Genomic DNA, 25,730 nt, shown 5'->3' with positions numbered 1-25,730 from the left:
GAAAACGGGCGGAAAAATTCCGCCCGTTTGATTTAATGCCCCGCAGATGGTGCGCTTGGTGCGCCCGAACGAACAAACGGCGGCCGGGCAAACCAAATCACGATAATCAGCGCCATAAACCCCCAACCTAAAATCCAGAAGTAGTCGATGGTCGACATCATGTAGGCCTGCTGCTCAATGGTTTTATCGATAAACGCCATGTGTTGCTGCGTTGCACCACCCATTTTATCCAGATAATCCACGGCTGCCGGGTTGTAGTTGGACACGCTCTCAGTAAGGTTCGCATGGTGGAAGACTTCACGGCGCGACCAAATCCAGGTGGTCAATGACGAAGCGAAAGAACCGCCCAGCACGCGGAAGAACGTTGCAAGACCTGAACCTTCCGCGACTTCTGCACCGTTCAGATTCGACAGCACAATGGTGGTAATCGGCATAAAGAAGAACGCTACGCCAATCCCCATAAACAGCTGCACTTCAGCGATGGTGCGAAAATCCACGTCGGTATTAAACTGCGCACGAATCAGGCACGAAGCCCCCATGGTCAGGAATGACAGCGAGGCCAGAATACGCAGGTCGAACTTGGTTGCGTAACGTCCGATGATCGGCGTCATGATAAGCGGTAGTACGCCCATTGGTGCTGCGGCTAGACCAGCCCAAATCGCTGTGTAACCCATCTGCGTTTGTAACCACTGCGGCAGAATAATGTTGATGGCGAAGAACGCCGCATAGCCCAACGTCAGTGAAAGCGTACCGATAGCAAAGTTTCGGTCTTTGAACAGGCGCAAATTCACAATTGGGTGGCGCTCGCCCAACTCCCACATAACAAATGAAACCAGCGAAATCGCCGAAATCACCGACATAATAATGATGTGCGTCGAGGCGAACCAGTCCAGATCGTTGCCTTTATCCAGCACCACCTGCAACAGCCCTACGCCAAGAACCAGCAGCGCGATACCGATATAGTCGATGGGCGCGTGAGTCGTGGTTTCTTCGCGAGCACGCATCTGCGTCCAGACCACAATCGAAGCAAATATCCCAATCGGTACGTTGATATAGAAAATCCATGGCCACGAGTAGTTATCGGTAATCCAGCCACCGGTAATCGGGCCGACAATAGGCGCAACGACCGTCACCATCGACAGCAGCGCCAGTGCCATACTGCGTTTGCTGGAAGGGAAGATCACCAGCAATAACGTCTGGCACATTGGGAACATCGGCCCGGCGAAGAAACCTTGCAGGGCGCGAAAGAAAATCAGCTCGGTCATACTGTGGGCAAAGCCACACAGGAACGAGGTGAGGGTGAACATCACCACCGAGCCGATAAACAGCTTCAGTTGCCCGAAGCGACGGGTAAACCAGCCGGTGAGCGGTAGAGCGATGGCGTTACATACCGCAAACGAGGTAATGACCCATGTGCCTTGATCTGCACTCACGCCGAGATTACCGGCGATAGTGGGCAGCGCCACGTTTGCGATGGTGGAGTCCAGCACCTGCATAAATGTTGCCAGCGATAGCGCGAGCACCGCCAGCCACATATTGGGAGGCGTAAATGCAGCCTTATCTTGCATAACGTCTCTCTTAATGGGCGCTTGACGCTACCGCATTACTGTTGTCATGAAGGATTTTCGTCACCAGTTTGTCAGCCGCTTCCAGCGAATTTTGATAGACATCAGTGGTGAAACGAGGCGTGCTAACCGTTTGCTGTGGCAGCAAATGACCCTCTTCATTATTGCGAATATCTACGCGGACATTCATCGACAAACCCACACGCAGTGGATGCTTCTGCATATCATGCGGATCTAGCGTGATACGCACCGGTAAACGCTGAACAATCTTGATCCAGTTGCCGCTGGCGTTCTGAGCTGGCAGCAGGGAAAACGCGCTGCCGGTACCAATGCCCAGGCTCTCAATGGTGCCGTGATATTCCACGTCATCACCGTACAAATCGGCATTGATCGTGACTTTTTGCCCCAGACGCATCGTGTTCATCTGACTTTCTTTGAAGTTGGCGTCTACCCAGACTTCATTAAGCGGCACGATGGCCAAAAGTGTGGTTCCCGAAGTGACGCGCATACCCAGTTGCACCGCGCGTTTAGCGACGTAACCGCTAACGGGGGCCACAATCGTGGTACGTGCATTATCAAGGTAACGCTGGCGAAGCGTTGCAACGGCGGTTTTGATTTCTGGGTGGGTATCAATCACGGTATCGTCGACCATCGCAAGGTTGGTGCGCAATGCCTGTTGCGCGGCAGCTAAATCACTTTGTGCACTGGTAACTGCATCGCGGTAATGTGAAAGATCTTCTGCAGCAATAGCGCCCGTTGAGAAAATTTTCTGACGACGCGCATAGTCATTTTGAGCGGTTTGCAGGGCCACCTGTTTCGCGGCAACTTGCGCCCGGTAATTATCCGCGGTGCTGTATAAACCGCGAACCTGCCGCACGGTATTTGCCAGACTGGCTTCCGCTTGTTGCAGCGCTATTTTGGTATCGCTGGGATCAAGCAATACGAGCGGTTGGCCTTTCTCAACGTAATCCCCTTCGTCAGCCGTCACTTGCGTAACTGTGCCGTTAATTTGCGGGGTGAGCATGACCTGATTGCCGTTGACATAGGCATCGTCTGTCGACTCGTAGTAACGCGCATATAACAGATACCAGGCCAGACAACCCGCGGCTGCCAGCACTAGAATCAGGATAAAAATAATAAAATTACGTTTGCGCTTACTGGAACGCTCAACGTGCACTTCTGGATTGGTTTCCATCTTTTGGCCTTTATACGGTGTTATCGATGTGGCGCAGTAATGTCATCCGGCAGCATTTTTGTAATCAATGCGACCAGTTGCTGGGATTCATCCTGCGTCAGGCGTGCGGTGAGGTCACTGATGATTGAGGCAAGCGCTTCATTTTGAAAACGATCACAGATCAGCTGGCCTTTATCGGTTAGAGCCAGAATCACCTGGCGCTTATCCTGCGGATTTGGGTGACGAACAATCAGTTCACGCTTGACCATACGCTCAATCATGCGGCTCATTGCGCCAGCGTCCATCACCAGGTTTTTGCTGATAATAACGGGGCTGGTTACGCCTTTATAGATACTAATCAGCACCTTAAATTGCGCCGCAGTAATATCCATGCCGGAGAAATACTGGCTGATAAGCTGATCTTTAAATTGATTTACGAGATGAATGAGTAAACCGAGGTGGAATTTGTTGTCGATTTTATCGTCGCTTAAATTCAGATTGTTGCTCATGAATTAGTTGCCTGGTCAGTAATTACATCTGAAATTACTGACCAGGCAACTAATTGTCAAGTTTGTGTCAAGAAAAGCGCACATTTTGTCAGTGCCAGGAGCTTCATTAACTATAAGCCAAACTCTGATAAACGCCTGGCCGCATAACTGTTATTGTTTCGTCTGACTCGATAAAAACAATCAAAATGGAACAATATGAGTATGTTAAACAGGCAACATGGTTTTTTTGCTTTAAGCCTTGGCGCGCTTTTCGTGCTGGCGGGTTGTACCACTAAAACTGCGCCTTCCGTTTCGGAAACCACTAAACCGGTTGATGTCGAAACGGTGGTAAAGCAAAAAATCCCTGCCAGCGTAAAAGACAGAAATAGCTGGGCGAAAGATTTAGCAACCACGTTTAAGAGCCAGGATATCGCCCCAAGCGAAGAGAATATCTGCTCTGTGCTGGCGGTGGCGCAGCAGGAGTCTAATCTCGTGGCTGACCCGGCAGTCCCCAACTTGAGTAAAATTGCCTGGAAGGAAATTGACCGCCGTGCTGAAAAAATGCATATCCCAGCGTTTCTGGTTCACACCGCGTTACTCATCAAATCACCCAACGGCAAGAGCTACAGCGAACGACTGGATAACGTTAAAACCGAGGGGCAACTGAGCGCGATTTTTGATGATTTCATCGATATGGTGCCGATGGGGCAAAAACTGTTTGGTAATCTCAATCCGGTGCATACCGGTGGCCCTATGCAAGTCAGCATCGCGTTTGCAGAACAACACACCAGCGGCTACCCGTGGAAAATGGAAGGAACCGTGCGGCAGGAAGTGTTTACCCGTCGCGGCGGGTTGTGGTTCGGCACTTACCATCTCCTGAACTACCCGGCGAATTACACTCAGCCACTATACCGCTTTGCAGATTTCAATGCGGGATGGTACGCCAGTCGCAACGCGGCGTTCCAGAATGCCGTCAGCAAGGCAACCGGTGTAAAACTGGCGTTAGATGGCGATTTAATTTTGTATAACACCGACAAAGCGGGTAGCACGGAACTGGCGGTCAGAAAGCTGGCAGGAAAGCTTGATATGAGTGAAAGCCAGATTCACCGGGCTTTGCAAAAAGGCGACAGCATAGACTTTGAAAAAACGGATTTATATCAGCAGGTTTATGCGATAGCAGAGAAGAAATCGGGTAAGAAATTGCCGCGAGAAATGTTGCCGGGAATTACGCTGGAAAGTCCGAAAATCACCCGTAATCTGACGACAGCATGGTTTGCAAAGCGGGTCGATGAGCGGCGGGCGGCTTGCATGAAACGTTGATATTTGACTGCGCAGGGTAGATAGCCCTGCGTATATTCATTGATTTAACTATGGATTGATTTAAAAGTGGATTGATTTAAAAGTGAAAACGATGGTGGAACTTCAGCACCAGGCTCACCACACCCAGTAGTGCACAACCGGCGAGAAACGGCACCACACCAAATACAGTGCTGACGATGAACCCCATTTCAATGCGCGGGCGGGTAGTATCATTACCCTGGGCAAGGTGCTCAAGCACACCCGGGGCGTGAGCCATCAGACTCAGAATCTGCATTCCAACCCAAAAGCACAGCAAAATGAACGCAGCGTATGCCAGATTACTCCGGGTAGATCTCTCTGTTTTGGTTGTTGAAATCGTGGTTATTACAGGAACAACCTGCTTCGACAAACTCATATCAGCCATCACGACCTCCCATGTAACAGTAAAACGATTCAGGCTGCGGCCTGATACTTCAATTGCGTTGAGTTTGGCAGGTCATATGGTTTGTCAATATCAGATTGTTGGTAATTTAACGGGCGGAATGCTCCTGGTTTGTGAATGTATGTCTGAGATCACATATCTGTAACTTATGTGAAATTCACGTAACAAAATCCTGTTTAGCCCGCATTTACGTGCGGTTTCTCGCCGTGGCCTATGCCACAATAAGCCCTCTCTTTATCCTGACGGGTTGCATCATGTCTGCTAAAACATTGTCTTCAAAAATGCGCCGTGACTGGCACTACTATGCCGTGGCGATTGGTCTCATCTTTATTTTGAACGGTGTGATTGGCTTGTTGGGGTTTAAAACCGAAGGCTGGCAGAATTATGCCGTCGGGTTGGTAACCTGGGTGATTTGTTTCTGGTTGGCGGGATTTATTATTCGCCGCCGCCCGGAACCTGAAGAACCGACGACGGCGAAAGAGTAAGTCTTAGGCGGTAATTGAACTTTTCAGCGCGCAATCTTGCAGGTTTCGCTCGAGAGCCAGTTCAATCAAACGTGTAATCAGCGTTTGATAATCTAAGCCACTTGCCTGCCAGAGCTTTGGATACATACTGATATTCGTAAACCCTGGCAGCGTATTGATCTCATTGATAATAACTTCATTATCGTCAGTCAGGAATACGTCAACACGCGCCATTCCACTGCATTCCAGCGCCTGATAAGCACGCACCGCAATGTCACGAATTTTATCGTTGATGTCGGCTGAAATCGCCGCCGGCACAACAACTTGTGCGCCTTTATCATCAATATATTTAGTGTCATACGAATAAAAATCGCTGCTTACCACGACTTCGCCGCAGGTACTTGCTTGCGGTTCGTCATTGCCTAATACCGCGCATTCAATTTCACGGCCTTTAATCCCGGTTTCAACCACAACTTTATGGTCGAACTCGAAAGCTAACGCGACAGCTATTTCATATTGCGCCGCGTTATTCACTTTGCTGACGCCGACGGATGAACCCTGGTTGGCAGGTTTGATAAACAGTGGCAGGCCCAGTTTCGCTTCAATTTCTGCGAAGCTAATCTTGTTGCGGTTGGCACGAGTCAGCGTAATAAATGGAGCGATATTCAGCCCGGCATCGCGTAGCAGACGCTTGGTCACGTCTTTATCCATGCTAACGGCTGAACCTAACACGCCAGAACCGACAAACGGAAGATTCGCCATGCGTAGCATCCCTTGCAGGGAGCCATCTTCGCCCAACGTGCCGTGAACTATCGGGAAAATAACGTCTACAGGCGCTAAAAACTGTGCGGAGGAGGACTCAATCAGCTGATTCTCTGTTTGGCCTGGCACCACGGCAACATTGGTTCCTGAGCGATTCAGGGCAATCAATGCTGGGTTTTCTGCATTTAACAGATAGTTGGACGCATCATTGACATGCCACTGGCCTTTTTTATCAATGCCCAGTAACACCACCTCAAACTTTGATTTATCAATGGCGTCGACAATATTCTTCGCCGACTGTAGCGATACTTCGTGTTCAGCTGACTTGCCTCCAAATACGATCCCAACCCGCAGTTTTGCCATGCCCAAACCCATCCTTAAACAGTACAAAGGCGGACAACATACCACGCTCATTACGAGGATTCATGTGCTTCCTGACGCTTAAAACGGCTTAACTTCTATAATGATTATTCCGTAAACAATATCAGGTGATGGGATGGCGAAAGGAGTGACGATTGTCATTGGCATGGTCATTGTGGCCGCGACAGGCTTTTGGCTCTATGAGCGTTTGCCCGCGCAATACAATCCCTTTGCTCCACTTTCTATTGACGATCCGCCGACGCTCGTCACGCGCTACAAACTCCGGGCTTTGGCTAACCATCCGCAGGCTTGTCTCGCCCTGTTACAACAGGCGAAACAACGCGGGCAACTCAATTTCCGTAGCGTGTCCGATACCACAGGGAATTGCCCGCTGACCGATACCGTACGCGTGCAGGATTTTGGCCGTATTGCGCTCAGTAGTAGTTTTCTGGCCAGTTGCCTGCTAGCACTGAGCAGCACGATGTTTGTTCATCAACGCGCCGCACCGTTAGCGCAGAGTGAATTTGGCAGCAGACTCACTCGTATCAATCATTTAGGGAGTTTCGCCTGCCGCAACATTTACAATCGTGAAGGCGCGCGTTTGAGCGAGCATGCCACGGCGGATGCGCTCGATATCAGCGGATTTGGCTTTGCTAACCAGCAACAAATCAGCATTCTGAAAGGCTGGCGTGCGGGTGGGAAAGAGCAGGGATATCTTCACACCGTGTTTGAAAACGGCTGCCCATTTTTTGGTAATTCACTCGGCCCAGAATACAACGCGGCACATGCTGACCATTTCCATCTGGGTATGCGTGGGAATGGCCTTTGTCGATAAATTAGATTTGTATGATAAACTTCACAGTATTCTGCCTGCCTTTTTTTACCCCACTAATTAAGCGTGCCCCGTATGGAATCCTGGAAGGTCAATATTATCTCGGTGTGGTTTGGTTGTTTTTTTACCGGCCTCGCCATTAGCCAAATTCTTCCTTTTTTACCGCTCTATGTTGAGCAGCTCGGCGTGACTTCCCACGAAGCGTTATCCATGTGGTCCGGGCTTACATTCAGCGTAACCTTTCTGGTCTCGGCGATAGTGTCGCCAATGTGGGGCAGCCTTGCGGATCGTAAAGGTCGAAAACTGATGTTACTGCGAGCCTCGCTGGGTATGGCGGTGGCTATTTTATTACAGGCGTTTGCGACCAACGTCTGGCAATTGTTTATTTTACGCGCCGTGATGGGGCTGACTTCCGGCTATATTCCCAATGCCATGGCATTAGTGGCTTCTCAGGTTCCGCGTGAGCGCAGCGGCTGGGCTTTGAGCACGCTTTCTACGGCGCAAATCAGTGGGGTGATTGTCGGCCCACTTTTGGGGGGCTATATGGCCGACACCCTTGGTTTGCGGATGGTGTTTTACGTCACCGCGGCATTGTTGATGGTCAGCTTTTTAGTGACATTATTTATGATCAAAGAAGGGGGGCGTCCTAATATCAGCAAAGCAAACCGTTTATCCGGCAAAGCTGTATTCGCCTCCTTACCCTATCCCAAATTAATGATTAGCCTGTTTGTCACCACCATGGTCATACAACTTTGTAATGGCTCTATTGGCCCGATACTCGCACTTTTTATCAAACATCTGTCTCCAGAAAGTAACAATATCGCATTTATTAGCGGATTTATTGCCGCCGTGCCGGGTATATCTGCGCTTATTTCTGCCCCTCGACTCGGAAAGTTAGGTGACAGAATCGGTACAGCCCGAGTATTAATGGCGACGCTAATTTTTGCAGTGATATTATTTTTTACTATGTCATGGGTAACATCCCCGATGCAGCTAGCCGTATTACGCTTTTTACTCGGCTTTGCTGATGGGGCGATGTTACCGGCAGTGCAAACCTTGTTAGTGAAATATTCAAGCGATCAGGTGACAGGCCGGATATTTGGTTACAATCAATCATTTATGTATCTTGGTAATGTTGTCGGGCCATTAATAGGGGCCGGCGTTTCTGCGATGGCTGGTTTTCGTTGGGTATTTATTGCAACGGCAGTGGTGGTATTGCTTAACGTTTGGCAATTAGCCGTAATGTTGCAGCGTAAAAAGCAACAGGATGCAAAAAGAAATGAGAGCGCACCATAATTTCAGAGTTATTTTTAGATGCTAAATAACGGGTAATACTATTTTTTTTGCTCTCTGACACATATTCGCAGAGCCGTTTAAAAATAGTGTTGCTCCCCTCTATGCAACATGAAATCAGAATGTTAACGTCATGCTTCGTATCCCATTGGGCAATAAATATGAAGAATCTCATCTCTGAGTTACTGTCTAAACTCGCCGAAAAAGAAGAAGAGTCAAAAGAGTTTGTCGCGCAAATTGAAGCCCTGGAAATAGTGGTTACCGCCATGCTTTGTCGAATGGATAAGAATGATCGGCAGGCCATGGTTACCCATATTCAAAGTGCGCTAAATGAAGTCCGACCTACCGAAGCGGTAACGGAGCGTGATACTGATCTTCTAAAGCAATATTTAGATAAGCTGTTAACCCAACCGCGTAATTGATTGCCTGCGTCACTATCTCTGAAAATTTTTATTAATAAGGGAAGTTAAAGTAAAACGACAGTTCATGATTTTATTCCTTAACTAAACCCGTTTAATTTCCCTTATAGCGTTGGGATATTCGCCTTTTCGTAAACCTCGACCCAAAATTAAAGCACCACAATAAAAAGGATGGTGCTATGAAAACAGTATTAATGATGGTGTTACTGGCAGGTGTTGTTGGGGCTGCAACCGCGGCAGATAAAGCAATGACCCCGCAACAGCAACGCATGACTACATGTAACCAACAAGCCACATCACAAACCCTGAAAGGTGATGAACGCAAAACTTACATGAGCAACTGCCTGAAGAACAGCCAGTCAGAGCCAGCAGATAAGAGTCTGACTCCGCAGCAGCAGAAAATGAAAGATTGTAATGCTCAGGCGGGAAAACAGACATTATCCGGCGATGCGCGAAAAACTTTCATGAGTAATTGCCTGAAAAAACAAATCAAATAGCCTAAATGGGTGAGTCGGTTCGCTGACTCACCCGAAAAATCATACTTCCCCCCAGGTCTGAGTTTCTATAATTACGGCAAATGTTTCAGAATATTCCTAAATATCATGAATGATGAATTCAGCTCTGGTAGATGGCTTCCTGGGGGAATTATGGAAAGCTCAACGTACCTTGACGAAGACAGGCACCGCTCGGGTCGACGGTTCGCCCGCCGCCTGTACATCCCAAGAATCATTGGCTTAGCGACAGGTTTTTTCTGTGTCTCTTCGGTATTAGTTTTACAACCAGTGTCCGGTTGGTGGTGGCTGTTACTGGTCGCTTATGGCTTTATCTGGCCGCATTTTGCCTGGCAAACGGCCGATCGCTCAAGCGACCCTGCCCGGGCAGAAATCCGCAATTTAATGGTTGATTCATTGATGGGTGGCGTGTGGATTGCCGTCATGGGGCTGAATGCGCTTCCTTCGGCATTGATTTTCACCATGCTGTGCATGAATAACGTGGGCTGTGGCGGGGTAAAATTGTTTGGGATGGGGCTTGGGGTGATCCTGCTGAGTTGCCTGTTAACACTAGGGTTGGCACACATTCCTCTGAATCTGGAAACCATGCCATCACAGGTATGGATTTGCCTGCCGTTTCTGCTTGTTTATCCGGTTTACTTTGGCCTCGTCAGTTACCGCACCGCGCTCAAACTTTCGGAACATAAACGCAGGTTGATGCAAATGAGCACTCGCGATGGCATGACAGGCGTATATAACCGCCGTCACTGGGAGCATTTGCTGCACAGCGAGTATGACAATTGCCAACGTTATCAACGTAGTGCGACGCTATTACTGATTGATATCGACCACTTCAAATCGATTAACGACTCATTTGGACATGATGTGGGTGATGAAGCCATTCTCGCCATTACCGAACATTTGCAACTCAGCCTGCGTATTACCGATGTGATAGGGCGGTTTGGTGGCGATGAGTTTGGGGTCATTATGTCAGGGACGCCGCAAGAAAGTGCAATCCAGGCGATGGCTCGCGTTCGTGACTATCTCGACGAGTTTCGTTTACCGCGAGCACCTCATGTACCGCTGCGCATAAGCGTGGGCGTTGCCGAGTTCAATAAGCACATGGTGAACTATCGCGAATGGTTAAAAGCGGCAGATGTGGCGTTGTATAAAGCTAAAAATCTTGGACGGAGCCGTACTGAAGTGGCTGATATAGCAGCATAAAGCCCTCACCTGAAAGCAGGAGAGGGCATCAGGATTACGATTTACCTAATTGCTCAGATTTCGCCATACACTTCACTACGGCTTCCATCACAGCAGCTCTGAACCCTTTTTCTTCCAGAACTTTTACCGCTTCAATCGTTGTTCCGCCGGGTGAGCAGACCATATCCTTCAACTCGCCCGGGTGCTGACCGGTTTCCAGAACCATTTTCGCCGAACCCATAACCGCTTGTGCCGCGAACTGATATGCTTGCTTACGCGGCATTCCGCCCAGTACCGCAGCATCGGCCATCGCTTCAATAAACATAAATACATATGCCGGGGCGGAACCGCTAACGCCTACAACCGGGTGAATCATGGTTTCCGACACCACCTCAGCAAGCCCAAAGCTGCGGAAAATATTCACCGCATCGGCAATATCTTCAGAGGTGACTAACGCGTTTGGCGTGATTGAGGTCATCCCGGCATTCACCAGGGCTGGCGTATTGGGCATGGCACGGATAATTTTACGGTCGTGTCCCAGGGCTTTTGCCAGCGAATCCAGCGTGACGCCTGCGGCAATGGAAATCACCACCGTATCTTTGTTCAGGCTGGAATTGACTTCACCCAACACTTTTAGCATCACATTGGGCTTCACTGCGCCGAAAACGATATCGGCAATTTGAGCAACTTCCTGTGCGCTTTGCGCGGCATTAACACCGTATTGCTCGCGCAATGCATCGACTTTATCGGGCGATGGCGTATAGACCCAGATGTTGCCTGGAAGCACTTGCCCACTGGCTATCAGACCACCAAGAATGGCTTTTCCCATATTGCCGCAACCGATAAATCCAATTTTCTTATCCAAAGTCTCACTCCATCGTTTTGAGTTGTGTGATGAGCATAGCTTAACGTGATTTCAGTGGCTTCGGCTAACCGCAGGCAAAGATAAAGTTTGCGATTCTCAAAAAGCACGGCAAGATCCCCTCCATTAGCGTCGGCAATCAGGAGTCGTGATGCAAATTTGGGTGGATGCAGATGCGTGTCCAAAAGTGATAAAAGAAGTGCTGTTTCGTGCCGCTGAACGCACGCAAACCATGGTGACTCTGGTGGCAAACCAGGGAATGAAAACGCCGCCTTCGCGTTTTATCCGTAGCCTGCAAGTGGCATCGGGTTTTGATGTGGCTGATAACGAAATTGTCAGGCGCTGTGAAAAAGGCGATTTAGTGGTGACGGCGGATATCCCTTTGGCCGCCGATGTGCTGGAAAAGGGCGCGATTGCACTCAATCCTCGCGGCGAGCTTTACACTCCTGCCACTATTCGTGAACGCCTGACGATGCGTGATTTTATGGATACATTAAGAGCCAGTGGTGTGCAGACCGGCGGGCCTGACAGCCTTAATCAGCGTGACCGTCAGTTATTTGCGAACGAACTCGAAAAGTGGCTGCTTGTTGCCAGTCGCTCTAAAAGCGCTTAATACCGATGTAATTCTACACCGCGTACTAGCTTGCTGGTATGATGACACTCTTTGGCGGACTTCTAAGGATTAGCCACCGATGACTCAACCCATTTATTTAGTCGGCGCACGAGGTTGTGGCAAAACAACCGTGGGTGTTGCATTAGCGCAGGCATTGGGCTGTAACTTTGTTGATACCGACCATTACCTTTTAACAACCACCAAAATGAGCGTTGCCGATATCGTCGCGCAAGAAGGGTGGGACGGTTTTCGTCGTCGTGAGTCTGGTGCGCTGCAAAGTGTTACGGCGCCGGACACGGTTATTGCAACCGGCGGCGGCATGGTACTGGCCGAAAGCAATCGTCATTTTATGCGCGATCACGGCGTGGTTATCTACCTGCGTGCACCGGCGCAAATCCTGGCCTCACGCTTAGAAGCCTTCCCGGAAGAAGGTCAGCGTCCTACGCTTACCGGCAGGCCGATTACCGATGAAATCGTCGAAGTTCTTGCTGCCCGTGAAGCGCTCTATAACCAGGCCGCACACCATGTTGTGGATGCCACGCGTTCGCCTGAAGAAATCGTCGCCGCGGTGCTGGCGGCATTACATACGGCTCATGCCAGCTAATCATTGTCTATACTTAACGCTCATCCATAACCTAAGGAAGAGCGATGGCGAGCAATCCTCCATATCCACGGGAAGCGCGAATTGTAGCCGTTGAAAAAGGCGCAACGGACCAAACAGTGACCTGGTATCAACTTCGTGCCGACCATCCCCATCCTGACACGCTAATTAGCGAGCATGAAACAGAACAAGAAGCGCAGGATGCTAAGCGGCGTTACGAAGATCCGCAAAAAACCTAGCGTCACTGGCAAGGATGCCGCATCTTTTCCCTCTTTTGTATTCACTCAATGACCTGCGATAAATCACATCTTTCAGTCAATCCATTTGTTAAAAAATAATTATCGTGATGTTGTACTAATGTCGTTGGCGTTTCGTTGAATATTCCGGCAGATGCTCTGCAATTATGCTGCTACGCTTTGTGGTTAATTATTGAACGACCTTCAGCAGAGTATCATTCACAGGAAAGATACCAGTGCAGCAGTGAGGGGCTGATATGGGACAAAGGCGGAACGAAACATGAAACAAACATTGGCAATTATCACCATCGGCGTTGTTCCGGTCAGTGAAATCCTGCCGTTACTCACGGATCACATTTCTGCTGATCAAATCAAACTATTCAGCTTGCTTGGTAATCTTTCGCATGACGAAGTGATGGCGGAATATGCTCCGGCAGCAGGTGAGGAACCTTTACTCACTCTTTTATCCGGTAATCTTCTGATTTCTTTGGGGAAGCAAAAAGTAGAGCGTGCGTTGCAAGATGCGATTGAAGTGCTGGATAACCAGGGTTTCGATGTCATTTTACTGATGAGTTCACACCGTTTTGCCAATCTAACGGTACGCAAAGGTATTTTGCTGGAGCCAGAGCGCATCATCCCGCCGCTGGTAGCCTCGATTGTCGTCGGACATCAGGTCGGGATTATTATCCCGGTGCCTGAAATGCTTAAATTCCAGAGCCAAAAATGGCAACTTTTAGAGAGTGAACCGCTGTACGAATTAGCGAATCCGATTCATGGAACGGAGCAGGATTTAATCGATGCAGGAAAGAAACTGGTAGCAGATGGTGCGGATGTACTGCTTCTGGATTGCCTGGGCTTTCATCAAAAACACCGTGATTTGCTGCAAAAATCATTGGATGTCCCGGTATTGTTATCGAACGTGCTGATTGCTCGACTTGCGTCAGAATTGCTCGCTTAACGGCAGGCAATAATTTGCGTGACAGGCTCTTAAGTTCCCCTCTATATTGTTTTTTCAACTATTTTTAAAAGGGCCTGGTCATGCTTCAAAGTAATGAGTACTTTTCCGGTAAAGTGAAATCTATTGGGTTTACCAGCAGCAGCACTGGCCGCGCAAGTGTTGGGGTCATGGCTGAAGGTGAATATACTTTTGGCACCGCTCAACCAGAAGAAATGACAGTGGTGAGTGGGGCATTGCACGTTTTGCTGCCGGGCGAAACCGAGTGGAAAACGTATGCTGCGGGCACCGTGTTCCATGTTCCTGGGCACAGTGAATTCCATTTACAAGTCGCTGAACCGACTTCCTATCTTTGCCGTTATCTGGCTGATAAATAATGTATTTATTTCCCTCTTCCCATAGGGAAGAGGGAACGGATTTTAGCGCTGGGCTTCGCCGCCTAACGCTTCAACCAGATTCTTAATCAACGCCGCTAATTCACCTGTCATCAGAATAAAATCAGCATCAAAACGTTGGCCAAAATCTTCGCGGTCGATGTCATCGTTCTGTTCACGGATGGCGTCCGCAAATTTCAAACGCTTAATCGAACCATCGTCAGCAATCAAAAACTGAATACGTTCTTGCCAGTCAAGAGCCAGTTTAGTGACCACTTTATCAGCTTCGATATGTGCGGCAATTTCGTCGCAAACCAGGTCCTGCTGCTTGCAACGAATCACACCGCCGCCTTCAAGAATGGCTTTCAGCTCGGCTTCATCCATCAGCGCAAAACCCGGAGGTACGTCGCCTGAGCGAACCCATTCGGTCAGTGTCAGCTCAATCGGGTTTTCGAGTGCAAGCGGCACCACTGGCAACGAACCGAGGCTTTTACGCAGTAACGCCAGCGTATCTTCCGCTTTCTTGGCACTGGCGCAATCCACCATGATTAAACCGTTTACGGTATCAATCCACATCATGGTTTGATTGAAACGACTGAAAGCGCGTGGCAGCAAAGAGTGCAGCACTTCATCTTTCAGTGAATCTTTCTCGGTTTTTTTCAGCTTACGAGCCTGTTCGGCTTCAAGGCGGCTGATCTTCGCTTCCAGTTCTTGTTTAATCACCGGAGCCGGGATAATTTTTTCTTCTTTACGGGCGCAAATCACAATCTGCCCGTTGGCTACATGGGTTAATGCATCGCTGTGCGAACCCATCGGCGACACCCAGCCGGTCTTGGCCATATCCTGGCTACCGCAAGGGGTGAAAGTAAACGCGGCCAACTGTTTTTCCATGTCATCCGCTGAAAGCGTGATGTCACGGCTTAAACGGTAAACCATTAAATTTTTGAACCACACCATGATTATTTCCCGGACTGTCAGTTAAACGCAGCGGGCATGATAACGAATCGGGCGCTGTGTTTCATTGCCTTTACGGGGCTGCACTTCTATTCTCTTGATAACAATAATTAAATGAGGGCATCGCCGTGCGCATTGGTATCGACTTAGGTGGAACAAAAACAGAAGTTATCGCTCTGGCCAACGACGGGAAACAACTTTTCCGCCATCGCTTGCCAACGCCGAAAAACGATTACCAGCAGACTATCGGCACGATTGTTGAGCTGGTGTGCCTGGCAGAAGAGGCCACGGGTGAGACTGGAACCGTGGGTATCGGTATTCCGGGTTCGATCTCGCCTTACACCCGCGTGGTCAAAAATGCCAACTCAACCTGGCTTAACGGCCAGCCTTTCGATAAAGATCTGTGTGATGCTCTCCAGCGTGAAGTTCGTCTGGCAAATGATGCTAACTGTCTGGCGGTTTCTGAAGCAACCGATGGGGCAGCAGCCGGTGCGGCAATGGTTTTCGCGGTGATCATCGGTACAGGTTGTGGATCGGGCATCGCCATTAACGGGCGCAGCCTGATTGGCGGCAACGGTACGGCGGGCGAGTGGGGCCATAACCCTTTACCATGGATGGATGAAGACGAATTGCGTTTTCGCGAGGAAGTGCCTTGCTACTGTGGCAAACAAGGCTGTATCGAAACCTTTATTTCCGGCACGGGCTTCGGCACTGATTACCGTCGTTTGAGTGGTCATGCCCTTAAAGGTAATGAGATCATGCATTTAGTCGAGCAACAAGATCCGGTTGCAGAACTGGCGATCGCTCGCTACGAAATGCGCCTGGCAAAATCACTGGCCCATATTGTCAATATTATTGATCCCGATGTGATCGTGCTCGGCGGCGGTATGAGTAACAACGAACGTTTGTACAAAACAGTTCCGCAGCTAGTGAAGCAGTGGGTCTTTGGCGGTGAGTGTGAAACCCCCATTCGCAAAGCGGTTCATGGCGACTCCAGCGGTGTACGTGGTGCGGCGTGGTTGTGGCCGCTGGAAAAGTAAAAGCTGGCGGATGACGCTGCGCTAATCCGTCCTATGAGGTCTCACACGTAGGTCGGATTAGCGTTAGCGACATCCGGCAAAAGATTAATCTATTGAACGCCTGAACCATTTGTAGGTTTCCCTATTTTCTTTTATGTGACATCTGTCACAGTCATCTCGCTCTTCCAATCTTATCTTTCACGTCCATTATATTGTTGATTTTATTATATTTATTAGAGTAATGATTCAGTTGCGACTATGTGCTCTGGTCAATAATTCCACGGACAGGAAAGGACCTCCATCATGGCTTCAGACGGCACCCGCTTTACCTTCACCGCCGGGCGTACTCCGGCGGACACCTTTGCGGTGGTGAACTTTAAGCTTAAACAATCCCTCTCTTCCCTGTTCAGCCTGGATATCACCGTCGCCTGTCACGACCCGGCGATTGGCTTTAAAGCCATTCTCGACGAATACTCGCTGCTCACCATCTGGCAGGGCGAGGTGATTAAGCGCCGGGTACGCGGTATCGTCACCTTCTGCGAACAGGGCGACAGCGGCAAGCACCAGACGCGTTACTCGATGACGGTGCGCCCTGAGTTCTGGCGCAGCTCGCAACGGCAGAACTGCCGCAGCTTTCAGAACTACGACATCCAGTACATCTTTGCGAAACTGCTGAAAGAGATGCGTATCCGCACGCATGACGCGCTGTTCCGGCGTCCGCATCCGCCGCGCGAATTCTGTGTTCAGTTTATGGAATCGGATTACGATTTTATTGCCCGCCTCGCCGCGGAAGAAGGGATATTCTTTTTCGAGGATGAATACCTCGACGACAGAGACCAGAAGCTGACCTTCACCGATGACCGCTGCAACCTGCGCGGCCTCGGGGCTTTTCCATATAACCCCAATGCCGCCTCGGAATCGTCCACGTACTGCATCAACACCTTTCGCCGCAGCGCGCAAATCCGCCCGGCGAAAGTCACCACCCAGGATTACACCTTCACCGCGCCGAACTGGCAGGCGCAGTACCAGGAAGAAGGGGCGGACCTGTCATATCAGCGCCCGGACTATGAAATCTTTGACTATCCGGGGCGTTTTAAGGATGAACAGCACGGGGCCGATTTTGCGAAATATCAGATGGACGGCTGGCGCAATAACGTCGATTTTGCCAGCGGCACCAGTAATTGCCCGCAGTTACAGCCGGGGCGCTGGTTCACCCTTACCGACCACCCGCGTGAAGATTTAAACAACCCGTGGCAGGTGGTGTCGAGCGAGATGACCGGCAGCCAGCCGCAGGCGCATATCGGCAGTTCCGGCCAGGGCACTACCCTCACCAACCGCTTTCATGTTATCCCGGCCACACAGACCTGGCGACCGGCACCGTTGCCGAAACCGCTGGTGGACGGCCCGCAAATCGGGATTGTTACCGGTCCTGCCGGGGAAGAAATCTACTGCGACGAGCACGGGCGTGTGACGGTGAAATTTGCCTGGGACCGCTATAACAAAACCAACGAAGAAAGCTCGTGCTGGGTGAGGGTCTCGCAGGCGTGGGCGGGCACCGGCTTCGGTAACATCGCCATCCCGCGCGTCGGCCAGGAAGTGATTGTCGATTTCCTCAACGGCGACCCCGACCAGCCGATTATCACCGGGCGCACCTATCACGCCGCCAACCGCTCTCCGGGCGACCTGCCGGGGACCAAAACCCAGATGGCAATACGCTCGCAGACGTATAAGGGTAATGGATACAACGAATTAATGTTTGACGACCAGACCGGCCAGGAATTGCTGTCGATGCATGCCCAGAAGGACATGAAAACGGTGGTGCTGAACAACCGCGACACCAATGTGAAAGTCAACCACAGTGAAACCATCGGCCACAACCAGCAGGTCACGGTCGGCCTGGGGCAAACGGTGAAAGTTGGCCAGGAGAACGCCGCTGGACACGACCAGACAATCACCGTGGCGCACGACCGCAGCATCACCGTACGCAATGACCAGACGCTGAAAGTCACCCGCGACCGGACGGTAAACAGCGGCCGCGATGACAATCTGTATGTGGAACGCGACCGCAAAATAACGGTGAAAGGTAGCCAGCAGCAGAACACCACCAAAGACCATATCAGCCTGGTGAAGGGTAATCGCAGCCTGGAAGTGAAAGGTGACCTGGCGCAGAAAGTGGCGGGTTCGCTGGGTGTGGATGCGCAGGGTGACATCGTGTTGCAGAGCAACAGCAAACTCACGCTGAAAGTGGGGAGTTCGTTCATTGTCATCCACCCCGGCGGCGTGGACATCACCGGGCTGAAAATCAATCTTAACGGCGGTGGAAGTCCGGGAGCAGCGGTCAAGACCCTGCAGGCGGCAGTACTGAGCCGTCTGAGTGATAAGGAGGATTCAGGGTCTGAGCCGCCGGAAGATGAGGACGGAAGTGGTGGCTCCAGTGGTGGCGATAGCTCAGGTGAGCAGGATGAGCAAAAAGGTGAGGATGAACCTGATGAATATAAGATCTTGTTTAACTTTAAAGATACCGATGGGTCTCCTTATATCGACATAAAATATATTGCTTATTTCGCTGATGGAGCACAGAAGGAAGGAGTAACAGATAAAGAGGGTAATACAGAATTATTTATACGAGATGATGACAACGAGATAGAAATTAAACTGTTTAGTCCGGACTTTGATACATTTTGGGGAGATGAAAATGAGTAATACAACAAAAGGAAAACCATCAAAGAAAACAACAATCATTAATCAATGTAAAATTAATGATTTCAATGCAATGATGAAAGAGGCTGGCGATGCCATGGATAGAGTGCTGGCGCGAAGGGAAAAAGATCTTGAAAATTGGGGTAATAACGAGCAAGAGGAATTTTACGCTATATTTGGCTCCAAAGGTGAGCGATTGGTTCATGTAAACATGCCGATAAAAGGAGTCGAAAACATTGTTGAAATGACAGCATTATATGTTATGAAAGATTGCATCAGAAGGCTTTGCAAGATTAAGAAAACATTAACAACCGATAGTTATATCAATTTAATCTATGATCCAGATAACCCTGAGGCTCCAACCAATTCTAAAATCCCCCGCGACCCCGGACTTCCTGATACATTTTGTGCATATGTAAATTATGAACAACAAAATAACTATAAAATTTATATAGGGATAAATTTCACCGGTAGAATAAACGCTAACAATTTCAGGACTTGTGAAATCGTTATGGGAAAGGGTTCTCGTGTAGCATCTCTGTGTCATGAAATTAGCCATTTTGAAAAAACATTTTTGGATTCATCCATTGGAGGAATTGGTACCGCTGATTACGATGTTAATGGCCAAAAACCAAAATCAAGAAAAGATGATAAATGGAGCTATAAACAACATCTGGAAGGAGCAAAAAAACTCGTAAATAAAGGGAGTGAAAATGTTTTTGATAACGCTTATAACATTGAAAAGTATTTTGAAATAATAGTATAACCCTTTGATAGCTTGACAACCAAACACGATCATATAAGGACAAGGGAATGTTACATATCGTTAAAAATAAATCATTAAGACTTCTGCTTATAGGGGTGTTTTTTTTATTATCATTTCAGTTGGTTGCTGGTGATTTAACAGTTATGAAATATGGTTATGGCAAGCGAGGGTTCAATGGTACAGAATATGAAAAGGCAGAGGTTCATTTTCTGACCGAAAAACATGATGAATATACTGTTTTTGATTTTAAAAAACTATATAAAAACAAAAAATTTAATGCCGATGTTGGCCTTTCGATTGAACAAAAGAACGAGGATGTTTTAGCAACGGTTACGATTAAAATCTCGGCGCTAAAACTTTTTATATTCGGAAAATAGAATTCCCTTTGTATTTATCATCTGAGAAAGCTAACAAACACGGTGTTGCTAAATCCATGTCATGTGGCTCAGGTTTTTTCGTAACTACCAGCAATATATTACTGGATTATTTAGGTTCAATGTGTGATTACGGTGGTAATTTTGATAAGGAAGACTGGGATGAATTTCAACCAGGAGAGACGTTTTCATATACAGTAATACTCAATGATAATTTTGAATTTTTCCCTGAAAAAAATATTATGAGATTGGAACCGCAGAATATAATTTGGTTAATGATGAATGGTTTGTAGAGCGCGATATATACAACTATTTGTTTACAATAATTGATATGGAAATATATGACTGTTATTTAACTGGTGAGACTATTTATGCTTACAAATATAGTAGACTATGTGGAGGGTATCAATACAAAGAAGAGGGAATGAAAAATATTTTTTATATGGTCGATTTTGACGGAATAAATAATGATAACGAAATTAACATAATGTCTAATCAGGTTAGTGTGGAAATTGATGGAAGAAAAGTCAAGTCTCTGTTTGATGAAGACTGATTTGATAGAGTTAATATATTTCTATATTAATATTTTGATGTGAAACCATTAAACAATCCCGGAGATAGAATATGCCCTTCGCCGCAAAACTTAATGACAAAGGCTCCCAACATGATGGCTACCGCGAAACTGTCATCACAGCGGGTTCACCAACCGTATCCATTGACGGGTTACCGGCAGCCCGAATGGGGGACCCGTTAACACCCCATGACAAACCTGAACATCCGCCTCACCCGCGTAAAATAGCGAGTGGTTCAGGCACCGTATTTATTGATGGTCTTCCCGCAGCGAGAGTCGGTGATGCTATTGATTGTGGTGGCGTTGTTATTGGTGGTAGTACGGTTAATATTGGCTGAGCGTCAGGCGGGACTATAAGAATACGGCTTCTTAGAGGGAAGCCGTCCATTCCAGAGAGTTAGAGGGATTACCCGACAGCAAACTCCTTCGCCAGCCGACTCACACCCAATCCGTTAATCTTCTTCACCTTAATCTGCACCGGAATACGCTCTTTCATTGCTTCGACGTGGCTGATTACACCAATGGTTTTACCGCTGGCATTAAGCGTGTCGAGTGCATCCAGCGCGGTATCCAGCGTTTCTGCATCCAGTGTGCCAAAACCTTCATCAAGGAATAGCGAGTCGATTCGTGTTTTATGGCTGACCAGGTCAGAAAGTGCCAGCGCGAGTGCAAGGCTGACCAGGAAACTCTCTCCGCCAGAAAGCGTGCGAGTGTCGCGCACCGCATCGGCCTGCCAGGTATCGACCACCTGCAATTCCAGCGCTTCGCTGTCTTTGCGTTGCAGCAAATAGCGCCCGTGTAAACGGTTGAGCTGGTTGTTTGCCAGCCACACTAAGTTATCGAGCGTCAGTCCCTGGGCAAATTTACGGAATTTGTCGCCTTCCTTCGAGCCAATCAGCGCATTGAGATAGCCCCAGTCTTCAACTTGCTGCTGGCACTCAACAATAGCCTGCATCAAACCTTGCTGGCGCTGGCGGTTTTCTGCGTCATGGCGGAGCTGTTGCTGAATTTGCCCCTGCTGTGTCGTGTTGTCGCGCAGTTGTTGATTGCAGTGCGCCAGCTGTTCTTGCAGGACATTAAGCTCAATATCGGCAGCCAGCGTTTCCGGGCGTGCAGATTTATGTTCTGCCAATGCTTTTTCAACCTGCTGGAAGAGCACAGTTTGCTGCTGAAGTTGTTGTTCAAGCTGTTGTTTTTTAAGTTCGAGTCGTTGGCATTCGGCTTCATCCAACAACGCCGCCTGGAATGTTTGCGCATCAGCAAACGGGCTGGCGGCGAGTGCTGAGAGGAATTGCTCGCTTGCCTGAGCGACGCGCGTTTCTTCTTGCTTGTGTTGCTGTTGCAGCGTCCGCCACTGGCTTTCCAGCGCAATACAATCACTGTGCAGGCTATGCCAGTTCTGTATTGCCGCATTTTGTTCGTTTTCCGCTAGCGGTGCAGGCGTAGTGCCATCGTCAACAAATGTGCTGAGCACATTTTCCAGCAACGTCAGTTGCTGTTGCACGCGGGGAAGCTGTTCATTGCGCTGTTGCCACTGTTGTGATTCCTGCTGGCGCTCCGCCAACCAGTTATTCTCTTCACCAGGAGTCGGGTATTGCAGGCCAGCGTTATTTAGCGCGGTGGTGATTGCTTCGCGCTGTGTGGCAATTTCAGCGGCAAGTTTAGCGTGTTGGGCACGTGTCTGAGTAAGTTGTTCTTCCAGCACAATGCGCTGGCTTAACTGATGTAACTGTTGTTCGCGCTGTTCTTCACTTTCCAGCCACTGCTCGAGGTTGTCTTCCGGCGCGAGGGTCAGTTGCAGATTTGCGCACAGTTGTTGCCAGCGTAAGCGCAATCCGTTTTCCTCTTCGTTCAGCGCAGTGATAGCCGTCAGCAGGTTTTCGCGCTGTTTACGCTGCGTATCAAGCTGGCCTTTCATCGCAAAGCCCGCTTCCGCAAGAAGGGCAACTTCACGTTTAAGTTCGGCTAGCCGCTGCTGATTTTCTCCGGGCTGAATCGCCTGATAATCAGCGACCGCCGGATGTTGCGTCGAGCCGCACAGAGGGCAAGGTTGATGAGGCTGTAAACGAGCGCGTTCGGCTTCAAGGCTGACAATACGCAGTTCAAGCTCAAACACTTTCTCGATGTCACTCTCATGCTGGCGGCGTTCTTTATATTGCTGGCGCTTTAAAACCAGCTCCGCATCACCCTCGGCAATTTGTTTTTCGAGGGCGGCAATCTCTTGTTGTTGCTGCGATTTGCGTTTGAGAAGCGATGAAAATTGAGGCTGTAATGTGGCAAGCTGCTGGCGCTGCGGACGTGCAGCCATCGTTGCTTGTAAGTGGGCACTTACTTCATCAGCGCTGAGAGACATTTCAGCTACTGGCAGAAGTTCGAGCTTCTTCTGGCTTGAATCGATACTACGCTGCAAATCCTGTAGCTTTTCAGCCTCACGCTGCTGCTGACCAAACCCCATGCGCCAGCCCGCCAGCTCAGTTCCCCACTGGCGGAATCGGTCGTGAGTTTTCAGCCACTCCTGGAGCTGCGAGCTTTCCTGCGTGAGTTTTGCAGCCGTGCTTGCGGCGGCCTGCCGTGTCTGCTGGCGTCGCACTGTCGCCTGATGTAAGCGAGCATTCACTTCTTCACACTGAGCATGTGTGTTTTGTAGTGTTGCCTGCAACTCCTGCAAACGTTGCCAGTCAGGGCGCAGTTTTTCTGCCGGTTGTGCGCGAGTCAGTTTATCTAATTCTGGGGCGGCAGCTTCTATTGCCCGGTTCGCCGCATTCAGCAATTGTTCTGCCTGCGCATGTTTTTGGGTGAACTGCGCCAGTTGGCCTAGCCATTGCTGATGCTGCTGGAGTTTCATTTGTTCCGCGAGTCGCGCTTTTTCTTCTACGCTCAAGGTCTGCAAACTCTCAGAAAGCTGCTGGTGCTGCTCTTCACTTAACACTGCCACGCCAGCGGCCTGCGCTTGTAGGTTCTCAAGCTGGCTGCGCACATTTTTATGATTCTCGAACACCGCCGCAGAAACGGTGCCGTAAATTTCAGTTCCGGTCAGCTCTTCGAGCAAAGAGGCGCGGTCATTGGCATTGGCATTTAAGAACGCGGCAAACTGACCCTGGGATAGCATCATTGAGCGGGTGAAACGGTCGTAATCCAGACCAGTGAGTTTGGCCGTAACCTCAAGCTTGTCTTTCACTTTATCGGCAATAATCTTGCCACTTGCCACTTCTGCAAGCTCAACGCGCGGGGCTTGTAGATTGCCGTTGGCCGCATTGCGCGCCCGGTTCTGGCTCCAGAATGCACGGTAGGCAACCCCTTTTACTTCAAATTCCACTTCCGCCAGGCATTCGGCGGTGTCGCGCGTCATGAGATCATTTTGCGATTGCGTGACGGTATTGAGGCGCGGTGTCTGGTGGTAAAGCGCGAGACAAATCGCATCGAGCAGCGTGGTTTTCCCGGCTCCTGTTGGCCCGGTTATAGCAAATAAACCGTTGCTGGCGAACGGTTCGCGGGTGAAATCGACTTTCCATTCCCCTTTCAGGGAGTTGAGATTTTTTAAGCGCAGGCTAAGGATTTTCATGCTTCTTCCTCCACGTCATGCAGGCTCGCCACCGTTTGGGCAAATAGCGTTCGCAAACGTTGTGCGCGTTCTTCGGAAGTGTCTTCCTGAACCAGGCGGCGCTCAAAAACCTCTTCAACCGTCAGCTCACTCAGCGTTTCTTTATGCTGTTGGGCGATAACGCGCTCGCGCTGTTCGCGGCTGCGGCGCAGCAACACCACTTCGACGGGGAGCGTTTCGGTTAATTGCTGAATATGGCGTTGCATATCATGCAGATATTCTTCGGTAGCGATTTCAATATCCAGCCAAACTTTGGGTTCTGCTGGTGCATCGCGCCACTGCGCGAGTTGCTGTTCGATTTCACTCAGAGAACCTTTGATGACCGCTAAAGGCTGGCTGACAGGCACCGTCAGCGGAGTTACTTCATGAAGCACGCCTTCGGCAAACTCAACCAGATAAACACTTTTGCTCTTGCCCGTTTCGTCAAAACTTAACGGGATGGGCGAGCCGCTATAACGAATGTGTTCAGTGCCACCAATGAGTTGGGCGCGATGGATATGGCCGAGTGCGATGTAATCGGCTGCCGGGAAATGCTGCGCCGGGAAAGCATCGAGCGTGCCGATGTAAATATCGCGTACCGCGTCACTTTTGGTCACGCCGACGGTGGTTAAATGGCCGGTAGCGATAATCGGCAGCCTCGTATCCGCCCGTAATTCGCAGGCTGCGTTGTAACACTGCTGGTAATGTTCGCTGATGGCTTCCATCAATGAACGCTGCTTTTCGTGGCCGGAAAGTCCCGCCTGGCTATTTTGAATATCCCGGGGGCGCAGGAACGGAATCGGACAAAGAATCGCACCCGGTTCCCCCGATTTAGTGTTGAGTACGATAGCTTGCTGGCTGGCATCATGCCGCGCACTGGCGATGACATAAGTATTCAGGCACGCCATTAATTCGCGAGATTCATTCAGCGTGGCGACGGAATCGTGGTTTCCCGCCAGCACTACAAGGGAACAGCCGGTTTGCTGCAGTTGCACCACAAAACGGTTATACAATTCGCGCGCGTAACTCGGCGGCGAACCGGTATCAAAAATATCGCCTGCGACAATTATCGCATCCACATCATGCTCGACTGCGGCTTGCAGCAACCATTCAAGGAATGCCTGGTGCTCCGGCCCACGGCTTTTGGTATAAAAATTTTGACCAAGATGCCAGTCTGATGTGTGAATAATGCGCATTGGTTGTCCCTTGGCATAAAAAAGCGTGGCGGGATTATAAAGCGGATGAGCAAGAACGACACAATTGAGTGTCATAATTCATTGTGATGAGTCGCCAGGCATTTATGTTTTTCATAAATCTGTCATAAATCTGACGC

At 49.4% G+C, this 25,730-nt stretch carries 28 protein-coding genes; 19 read left to right on the top strand and 9 right to left on the bottom strand.

Annotation, left to right across the window (positions count from 1 at the left end; translation table 11 throughout):
• Positions 1–32: 32 nt before the first annotated feature.
• The 3 genes from DY231_RS18485 to DY231_RS18475 are packed head-to-tail and all read right to left on the bottom strand — an operon-like array spanning position 33 to position 3,248.
• A complete protein-coding gene (locus tag DY231_RS18485; protein WP_115630615.1) occupies positions 33–1,568 on the bottom strand; it encodes a DHA2 family efflux MFS transporter permease subunit in 1,536 nt (511 codons plus the stop codon).
• A 10-nt stretch (positions 1,569–1,578) separates the two neighbouring features.
• Positions 1,579–2,760 carry an HlyD family secretion protein gene (locus DY231_RS18480; protein ID WP_115630613.1) on the bottom strand — a complete coding sequence of 394 codons (1,182 nt, stop codon included), beginning with the start codon at positions 2,758–2,760 and terminating at the stop codon, positions 1,579–1,581.
• A 20-nt stretch (positions 2,761–2,780) separates the two neighbouring features.
• Entirely contained in the window at positions 2,781–3,248 is a 468-nt protein-coding gene (locus DY231_RS18475; protein WP_115630611.1) for a MarR family transcriptional regulator, read from the bottom strand.
• Positions 3,249–3,443: 195 nt separating this feature from the next.
• On the opposite strand from DY231_RS18475, the gene DY231_RS18470 reads away from it, so the two are divergent.
• Complete coding sequence (locus DY231_RS18470) at positions 3,444–4,547, top strand: DUF1615 domain-containing protein (protein ID WP_115630609.1); 1,104 nt, start codon at positions 3,444–3,446, stop codon at positions 4,545–4,547.
• Positions 4,548–4,623: 76 nt separating this feature from the next.
• Here DY231_RS18470 and DY231_RS18465 read toward each other — a convergent pair whose 3' ends face one another.
• Positions 4,624–4,941: a DUF2755 family protein gene (locus DY231_RS18465; protein WP_115631890.1), complete on the bottom strand. Its 318-nt coding sequence runs from the start codon at positions 4,939–4,941 to the stop codon at positions 4,624–4,626.
• Between the two features lie 281 nt (positions 4,942–5,222).
• On the opposite strand from DY231_RS18465, the gene DY231_RS18460 reads away from it, so the two are divergent.
• Positions 5,223–5,453 carry a DUF2754 family protein gene (locus tag DY231_RS18460; RefSeq protein WP_115630607.1) on the top strand — a complete coding sequence of 77 codons (231 nt, stop codon included), beginning with the start codon at positions 5,223–5,225 and terminating at the stop codon, positions 5,451–5,453.
• Between the two features lie 3 nt (positions 5,454–5,456).
• Here DY231_RS18460 and ddlA read toward each other — a convergent pair whose 3' ends face one another.
• A complete protein-coding gene (gene ddlA / locus DY231_RS18455) occupies positions 5,457–6,557 on the bottom strand; it encodes a D-alanine--D-alanine ligase (protein WP_115630605.1) in 1,101 nt (366 codons plus the stop codon).
• Between the two features lie 133 nt (positions 6,558–6,690).
• Here ddlA and DY231_RS18450 point away from each other — a divergent pair, with 133 nt between their 5' ends.
• The 5 genes from DY231_RS18450 to adrA all read left to right on the top strand — a co-directional run bounded on the left by DY231_RS18450 (position 6,691) and on the right by adrA (position 10,813).
• A complete protein-coding gene (locus DY231_RS18450) occupies positions 6,691–7,389 on the top strand; it encodes an extensin-like domain-containing protein (RefSeq protein WP_115630603.1) in 699 nt (232 codons plus the stop codon).
• Positions 7,390–7,461: 72 nt separating this feature from the next.
• Positions 7,462–8,682, top strand: coding sequence for a multidrug efflux MFS transporter (locus tag DY231_RS18445; RefSeq protein WP_115630601.1), 1,221 nt, complete (start codon positions 7,462–7,464; stop codon positions 8,680–8,682).
• 158 nt (positions 8,683–8,840) lie between these two features.
• A complete protein-coding gene (gene iraP / locus DY231_RS18440; protein WP_034493823.1) occupies positions 8,841–9,101 on the top strand; it encodes an anti-adapter protein IraP in 261 nt (86 codons plus the stop codon).
• A 176-nt stretch (positions 9,102–9,277) separates the two neighbouring features.
• Positions 9,278–9,595 carry a PsiF family protein gene (locus tag DY231_RS18435; RefSeq protein WP_115630599.1) on the top strand — a complete coding sequence of 106 codons (318 nt, stop codon included), beginning with the start codon at positions 9,278–9,280 and terminating at the stop codon, positions 9,593–9,595.
• A gap of 90 nt (positions 9,596–9,685) precedes the next feature.
• Entirely contained in the window at positions 9,686–10,813 is a 1,128-nt protein-coding gene (gene adrA, locus DY231_RS18430) for a diguanylate cyclase AdrA (protein WP_370511353.1), read from the top strand.
• Between the two features lie 34 nt (positions 10,814–10,847).
• On the opposite strand, the gene proC is transcribed toward adrA, so the two are convergent.
• A complete protein-coding gene (proC, locus tag DY231_RS18425) occupies positions 10,848–11,657 on the bottom strand; it encodes a pyrroline-5-carboxylate reductase (RefSeq protein ID WP_115630595.1) in 810 nt (269 codons plus the stop codon).
• A gap of 148 nt (positions 11,658–11,805) precedes the next feature.
• On the opposite strand from proC, the gene DY231_RS18420 reads away from it, so the two are divergent.
• From DY231_RS18420 to ppnP, 5 genes are all read left to right on the top strand, one after another.
• Positions 11,806–12,267 carry a YaiI/YqxD family protein gene (locus DY231_RS18420; protein WP_034493662.1) on the top strand — a complete coding sequence of 154 codons (462 nt, stop codon included), beginning with the start codon at positions 11,806–11,808 and terminating at the stop codon, positions 12,265–12,267.
• A 79-nt stretch (positions 12,268–12,346) separates the two neighbouring features.
• On the top strand, positions 12,347–12,871 hold the full coding sequence (gene aroL, locus DY231_RS18415; RefSeq protein WP_115630593.1) for a shikimate kinase AroL: 525 nt from the start codon (positions 12,347–12,349) through the stop codon (positions 12,869–12,871).
• Positions 12,872–12,915: 44 nt separating this feature from the next.
• On the top strand, positions 12,916–13,107 hold the full coding sequence (locus DY231_RS18410; protein ID WP_115630591.1) for a YaiA family protein: 192 nt from the start codon (positions 12,916–12,918) through the stop codon (positions 13,105–13,107).
• Between the two features lie 277 nt (positions 13,108–13,384).
• Positions 13,385–14,062 carry an AroM family protein gene (locus DY231_RS18405; RefSeq protein ID WP_115630589.1) on the top strand — a complete coding sequence of 226 codons (678 nt, stop codon included), beginning with the start codon at positions 13,385–13,387 and terminating at the stop codon, positions 14,060–14,062.
• An 80-nt stretch (positions 14,063–14,142) separates the two neighbouring features.
• On the top strand, positions 14,143–14,436 hold the full coding sequence (gene ppnP / locus DY231_RS18400; protein WP_034493667.1) for a pyrimidine/purine nucleoside phosphorylase: 294 nt from the start codon (positions 14,143–14,145) through the stop codon (positions 14,434–14,436).
• Positions 14,437–14,478: 42 nt separating this feature from the next.
• On the opposite strand, the gene rdgC is transcribed toward ppnP, so the two are convergent.
• A complete protein-coding gene (gene rdgC, locus DY231_RS18395; RefSeq protein ID WP_115630587.1) occupies positions 14,479–15,390 on the bottom strand; it encodes a recombination-associated protein RdgC in 912 nt (303 codons plus the stop codon).
• Between the two features lie 125 nt (positions 15,391–15,515).
• On the opposite strand from rdgC, the gene mak reads away from it, so the two are divergent.
• The 7 genes from mak (at position 15,516) to DY231_RS18370 (ending at position 21,155) form a co-directional block, all read left to right on the top strand.
• Positions 15,516–16,427, top strand: a complete 912-nt coding sequence (gene mak / locus DY231_RS18390) for a fructokinase (protein WP_115630585.1) — start codon at positions 15,516–15,518, stop codon at positions 16,425–16,427.
• Between the two features lie 282 nt (positions 16,428–16,709).
• A complete protein-coding gene (gene tssI, locus DY231_RS18385) occupies positions 16,710–19,109 on the top strand; it encodes a type VI secretion system tip protein TssI/VgrG (RefSeq protein ID WP_115630583.1) in 2,400 nt (799 codons plus the stop codon).
• On the top strand, positions 19,102–19,872 hold the full coding sequence (locus DY231_RS18380) for a M35 family metalloendopeptidase (RefSeq protein WP_115630581.1): 771 nt from the start codon (positions 19,102–19,104) through the stop codon (positions 19,870–19,872). The genes tssI and DY231_RS18380 overlap by 8 nt, the downstream gene beginning before the upstream one ends.
• A gap of 47 nt (positions 19,873–19,919) precedes the next feature.
• Positions 19,920–20,249, top strand: a complete 330-nt coding sequence (locus DY231_RS18375) for a hypothetical protein (RefSeq protein ID WP_115630579.1) — start codon at positions 19,920–19,922, stop codon at positions 20,247–20,249.
• 8 nt (positions 20,250–20,257) lie between these two features.
• A complete protein-coding gene (locus DY231_RS25145) occupies positions 20,258–20,539 on the top strand; it encodes a hypothetical protein (protein WP_147295656.1) in 282 nt (93 codons plus the stop codon).
• Positions 20,515–20,799, top strand: coding sequence for a hypothetical protein (locus tag DY231_RS25140; protein WP_147295655.1), 285 nt, complete (start codon positions 20,515–20,517; stop codon positions 20,797–20,799). The genes DY231_RS25145 and DY231_RS25140 overlap by 25 nt, the downstream gene beginning before the upstream one ends.
• A 71-nt stretch (positions 20,800–20,870) precedes the next feature.
• A complete protein-coding gene (locus tag DY231_RS18370; RefSeq protein WP_115630577.1) occupies positions 20,871–21,155 on the top strand; it encodes a type VI secretion system PAAR protein in 285 nt (94 codons plus the stop codon).
• Between the two features lie 68 nt (positions 21,156–21,223).
• Here the strand turns inward: DY231_RS18370 and sbcC are convergent, their stop codons facing one another.
• On the bottom strand, positions 21,224–24,379 hold the full coding sequence (gene sbcC, locus DY231_RS18365) for an exonuclease subunit SbcC (protein ID WP_115630575.1): 3,156 nt from the start codon (positions 24,377–24,379) through the stop codon (positions 21,224–21,226).
• Positions 24,376–25,593 carry an exonuclease subunit SbcD gene (gene sbcD, locus DY231_RS18360; protein WP_115630574.1) on the bottom strand — a complete coding sequence of 406 codons (1,218 nt, stop codon included), beginning with the start codon at positions 25,591–25,593 and terminating at the stop codon, positions 24,376–24,378. Before sbcD ends, sbcC begins: the two co-directional genes overlap by 4 nt.
• Positions 25,594–25,730 lie beyond the last annotated feature (137 nt).

The sequence above is a fragment of the Buttiauxella agrestis genome, from assembly GCF_900446255.1.
Classification (GTDB): Bacteria; Pseudomonadota; Gammaproteobacteria; order Enterobacterales; family Enterobacteriaceae; genus Buttiauxella; species Buttiauxella agrestis.
This window is presented reverse-complemented; position numbering and strand designations above follow the sequence as displayed.

Bases quoted from the DNA above. Each gene is read 5' to 3' on its own strand.
- DY231_RS18435 (WP_115630599.1), top strand. From the start codon at position 9,278: ATGAAAACAGTATTAATGATGGTGTTACTGGCAGGTGTTGTTGGGGCT.
- DY231_RS18470 (WP_115630609.1), top strand. From the start codon at position 3,444: ATGAGTATGTTAAACAGGCAACATGGTTTTTTTGCTTTAAGCCTTGGC.
- DY231_RS18405 (WP_115630589.1), top strand. From the start codon at position 13,385: ATGAAACAAACATTGGCAATTATCACCATCGGCGTTGTTCCGGTCAGT.
- iraP (WP_034493823.1), top strand. From the start codon at position 8,841: ATGAAGAATCTCATCTCTGAGTTACTGTCTAAACTCGCCGAAAAAGAA.
- ddlA (WP_115630605.1), bottom strand. From the start codon at position 6,557: ATGGCAAAACTGCGGGTTGGGATCGTATTTGGAGGCAAGTCAGCTGAA.
- sbcC (WP_115630575.1), bottom strand. From the start codon at position 24,379: ATGAAAATCCTTAGCCTGCGCTTAAAAAATCTCAACTCCCTGAAAGGG.
- DY231_RS18370 (WP_115630577.1), top strand. From the start codon at position 20,871: ATGCCCTTCGCCGCAAAACTTAATGACAAAGGCTCCCAACATGATGGC.
- DY231_RS18450 (WP_115630603.1), top strand. From the start codon at position 6,691: ATGGCGAAAGGAGTGACGATTGTCATTGGCATGGTCATTGTGGCCGCG.
- DY231_RS18410 (WP_115630591.1), top strand. From the start codon at position 12,916: ATGGCGAGCAATCCTCCATATCCACGGGAAGCGCGAATTGTAGCCGTT.
- ppnP (WP_034493667.1), top strand. From the start codon at position 14,143: ATGCTTCAAAGTAATGAGTACTTTTCCGGTAAAGTGAAATCTATTGGG.
- DY231_RS18465 (WP_115631890.1), bottom strand. From the start codon at position 4,941: ATGAGTTTGTCGAAGCAGGTTGTTCCTGTAATAACCACGATTTCAACA.
- tssI (WP_115630583.1), top strand. From the start codon at position 16,710: ATGGCTTCAGACGGCACCCGCTTTACCTTCACCGCCGGGCGTACTCCG.
- sbcD (WP_115630574.1), bottom strand. From the start codon at position 25,593: ATGCGCATTATTCACACATCAGACTGGCATCTTGGTCAAAATTTTTAT.
- DY231_RS18485 (WP_115630615.1), bottom strand. From the start codon at position 1,568: ATGCAAGATAAGGCTGCATTTACGCCTCCCAATATGTGGCTGGCGGTG.
- DY231_RS18380 (WP_115630581.1), top strand. From the start codon at position 19,102: ATGAGTAATACAACAAAAGGAAAACCATCAAAGAAAACAACAATCATT.
- DY231_RS18375 (WP_115630579.1), top strand. From the start codon at position 19,920: ATGTTACATATCGTTAAAAATAAATCATTAAGACTTCTGCTTATAGGG.
- DY231_RS18480 (WP_115630613.1), bottom strand. From the start codon at position 2,760: ATGGAAACCAATCCAGAAGTGCACGTTGAGCGTTCCAGTAAGCGCAAA.
- DY231_RS18475 (WP_115630611.1), bottom strand. From the start codon at position 3,248: ATGAGCAACAATCTGAATTTAAGCGACGATAAAATCGACAACAAATTC.
- rdgC (WP_115630587.1), bottom strand. From the start codon at position 15,390: ATGGTGTGGTTCAAAAATTTAATGGTTTACCGTTTAAGCCGTGACATC.
- DY231_RS18460 (WP_115630607.1), top strand. From the start codon at position 5,223: ATGTCTGCTAAAACATTGTCTTCAAAAATGCGCCGTGACTGGCACTAC.
- DY231_RS18420 (WP_034493662.1), top strand. From the start codon at position 11,806: ATGCAAATTTGGGTGGATGCAGATGCGTGTCCAAAAGTGATAAAAGAA.
- DY231_RS18445 (WP_115630601.1), top strand. From the start codon at position 7,462: ATGGAATCCTGGAAGGTCAATATTATCTCGGTGTGGTTTGGTTGTTTT.
- aroL (WP_115630593.1), top strand. From the start codon at position 12,347: ATGACTCAACCCATTTATTTAGTCGGCGCACGAGGTTGTGGCAAAACA.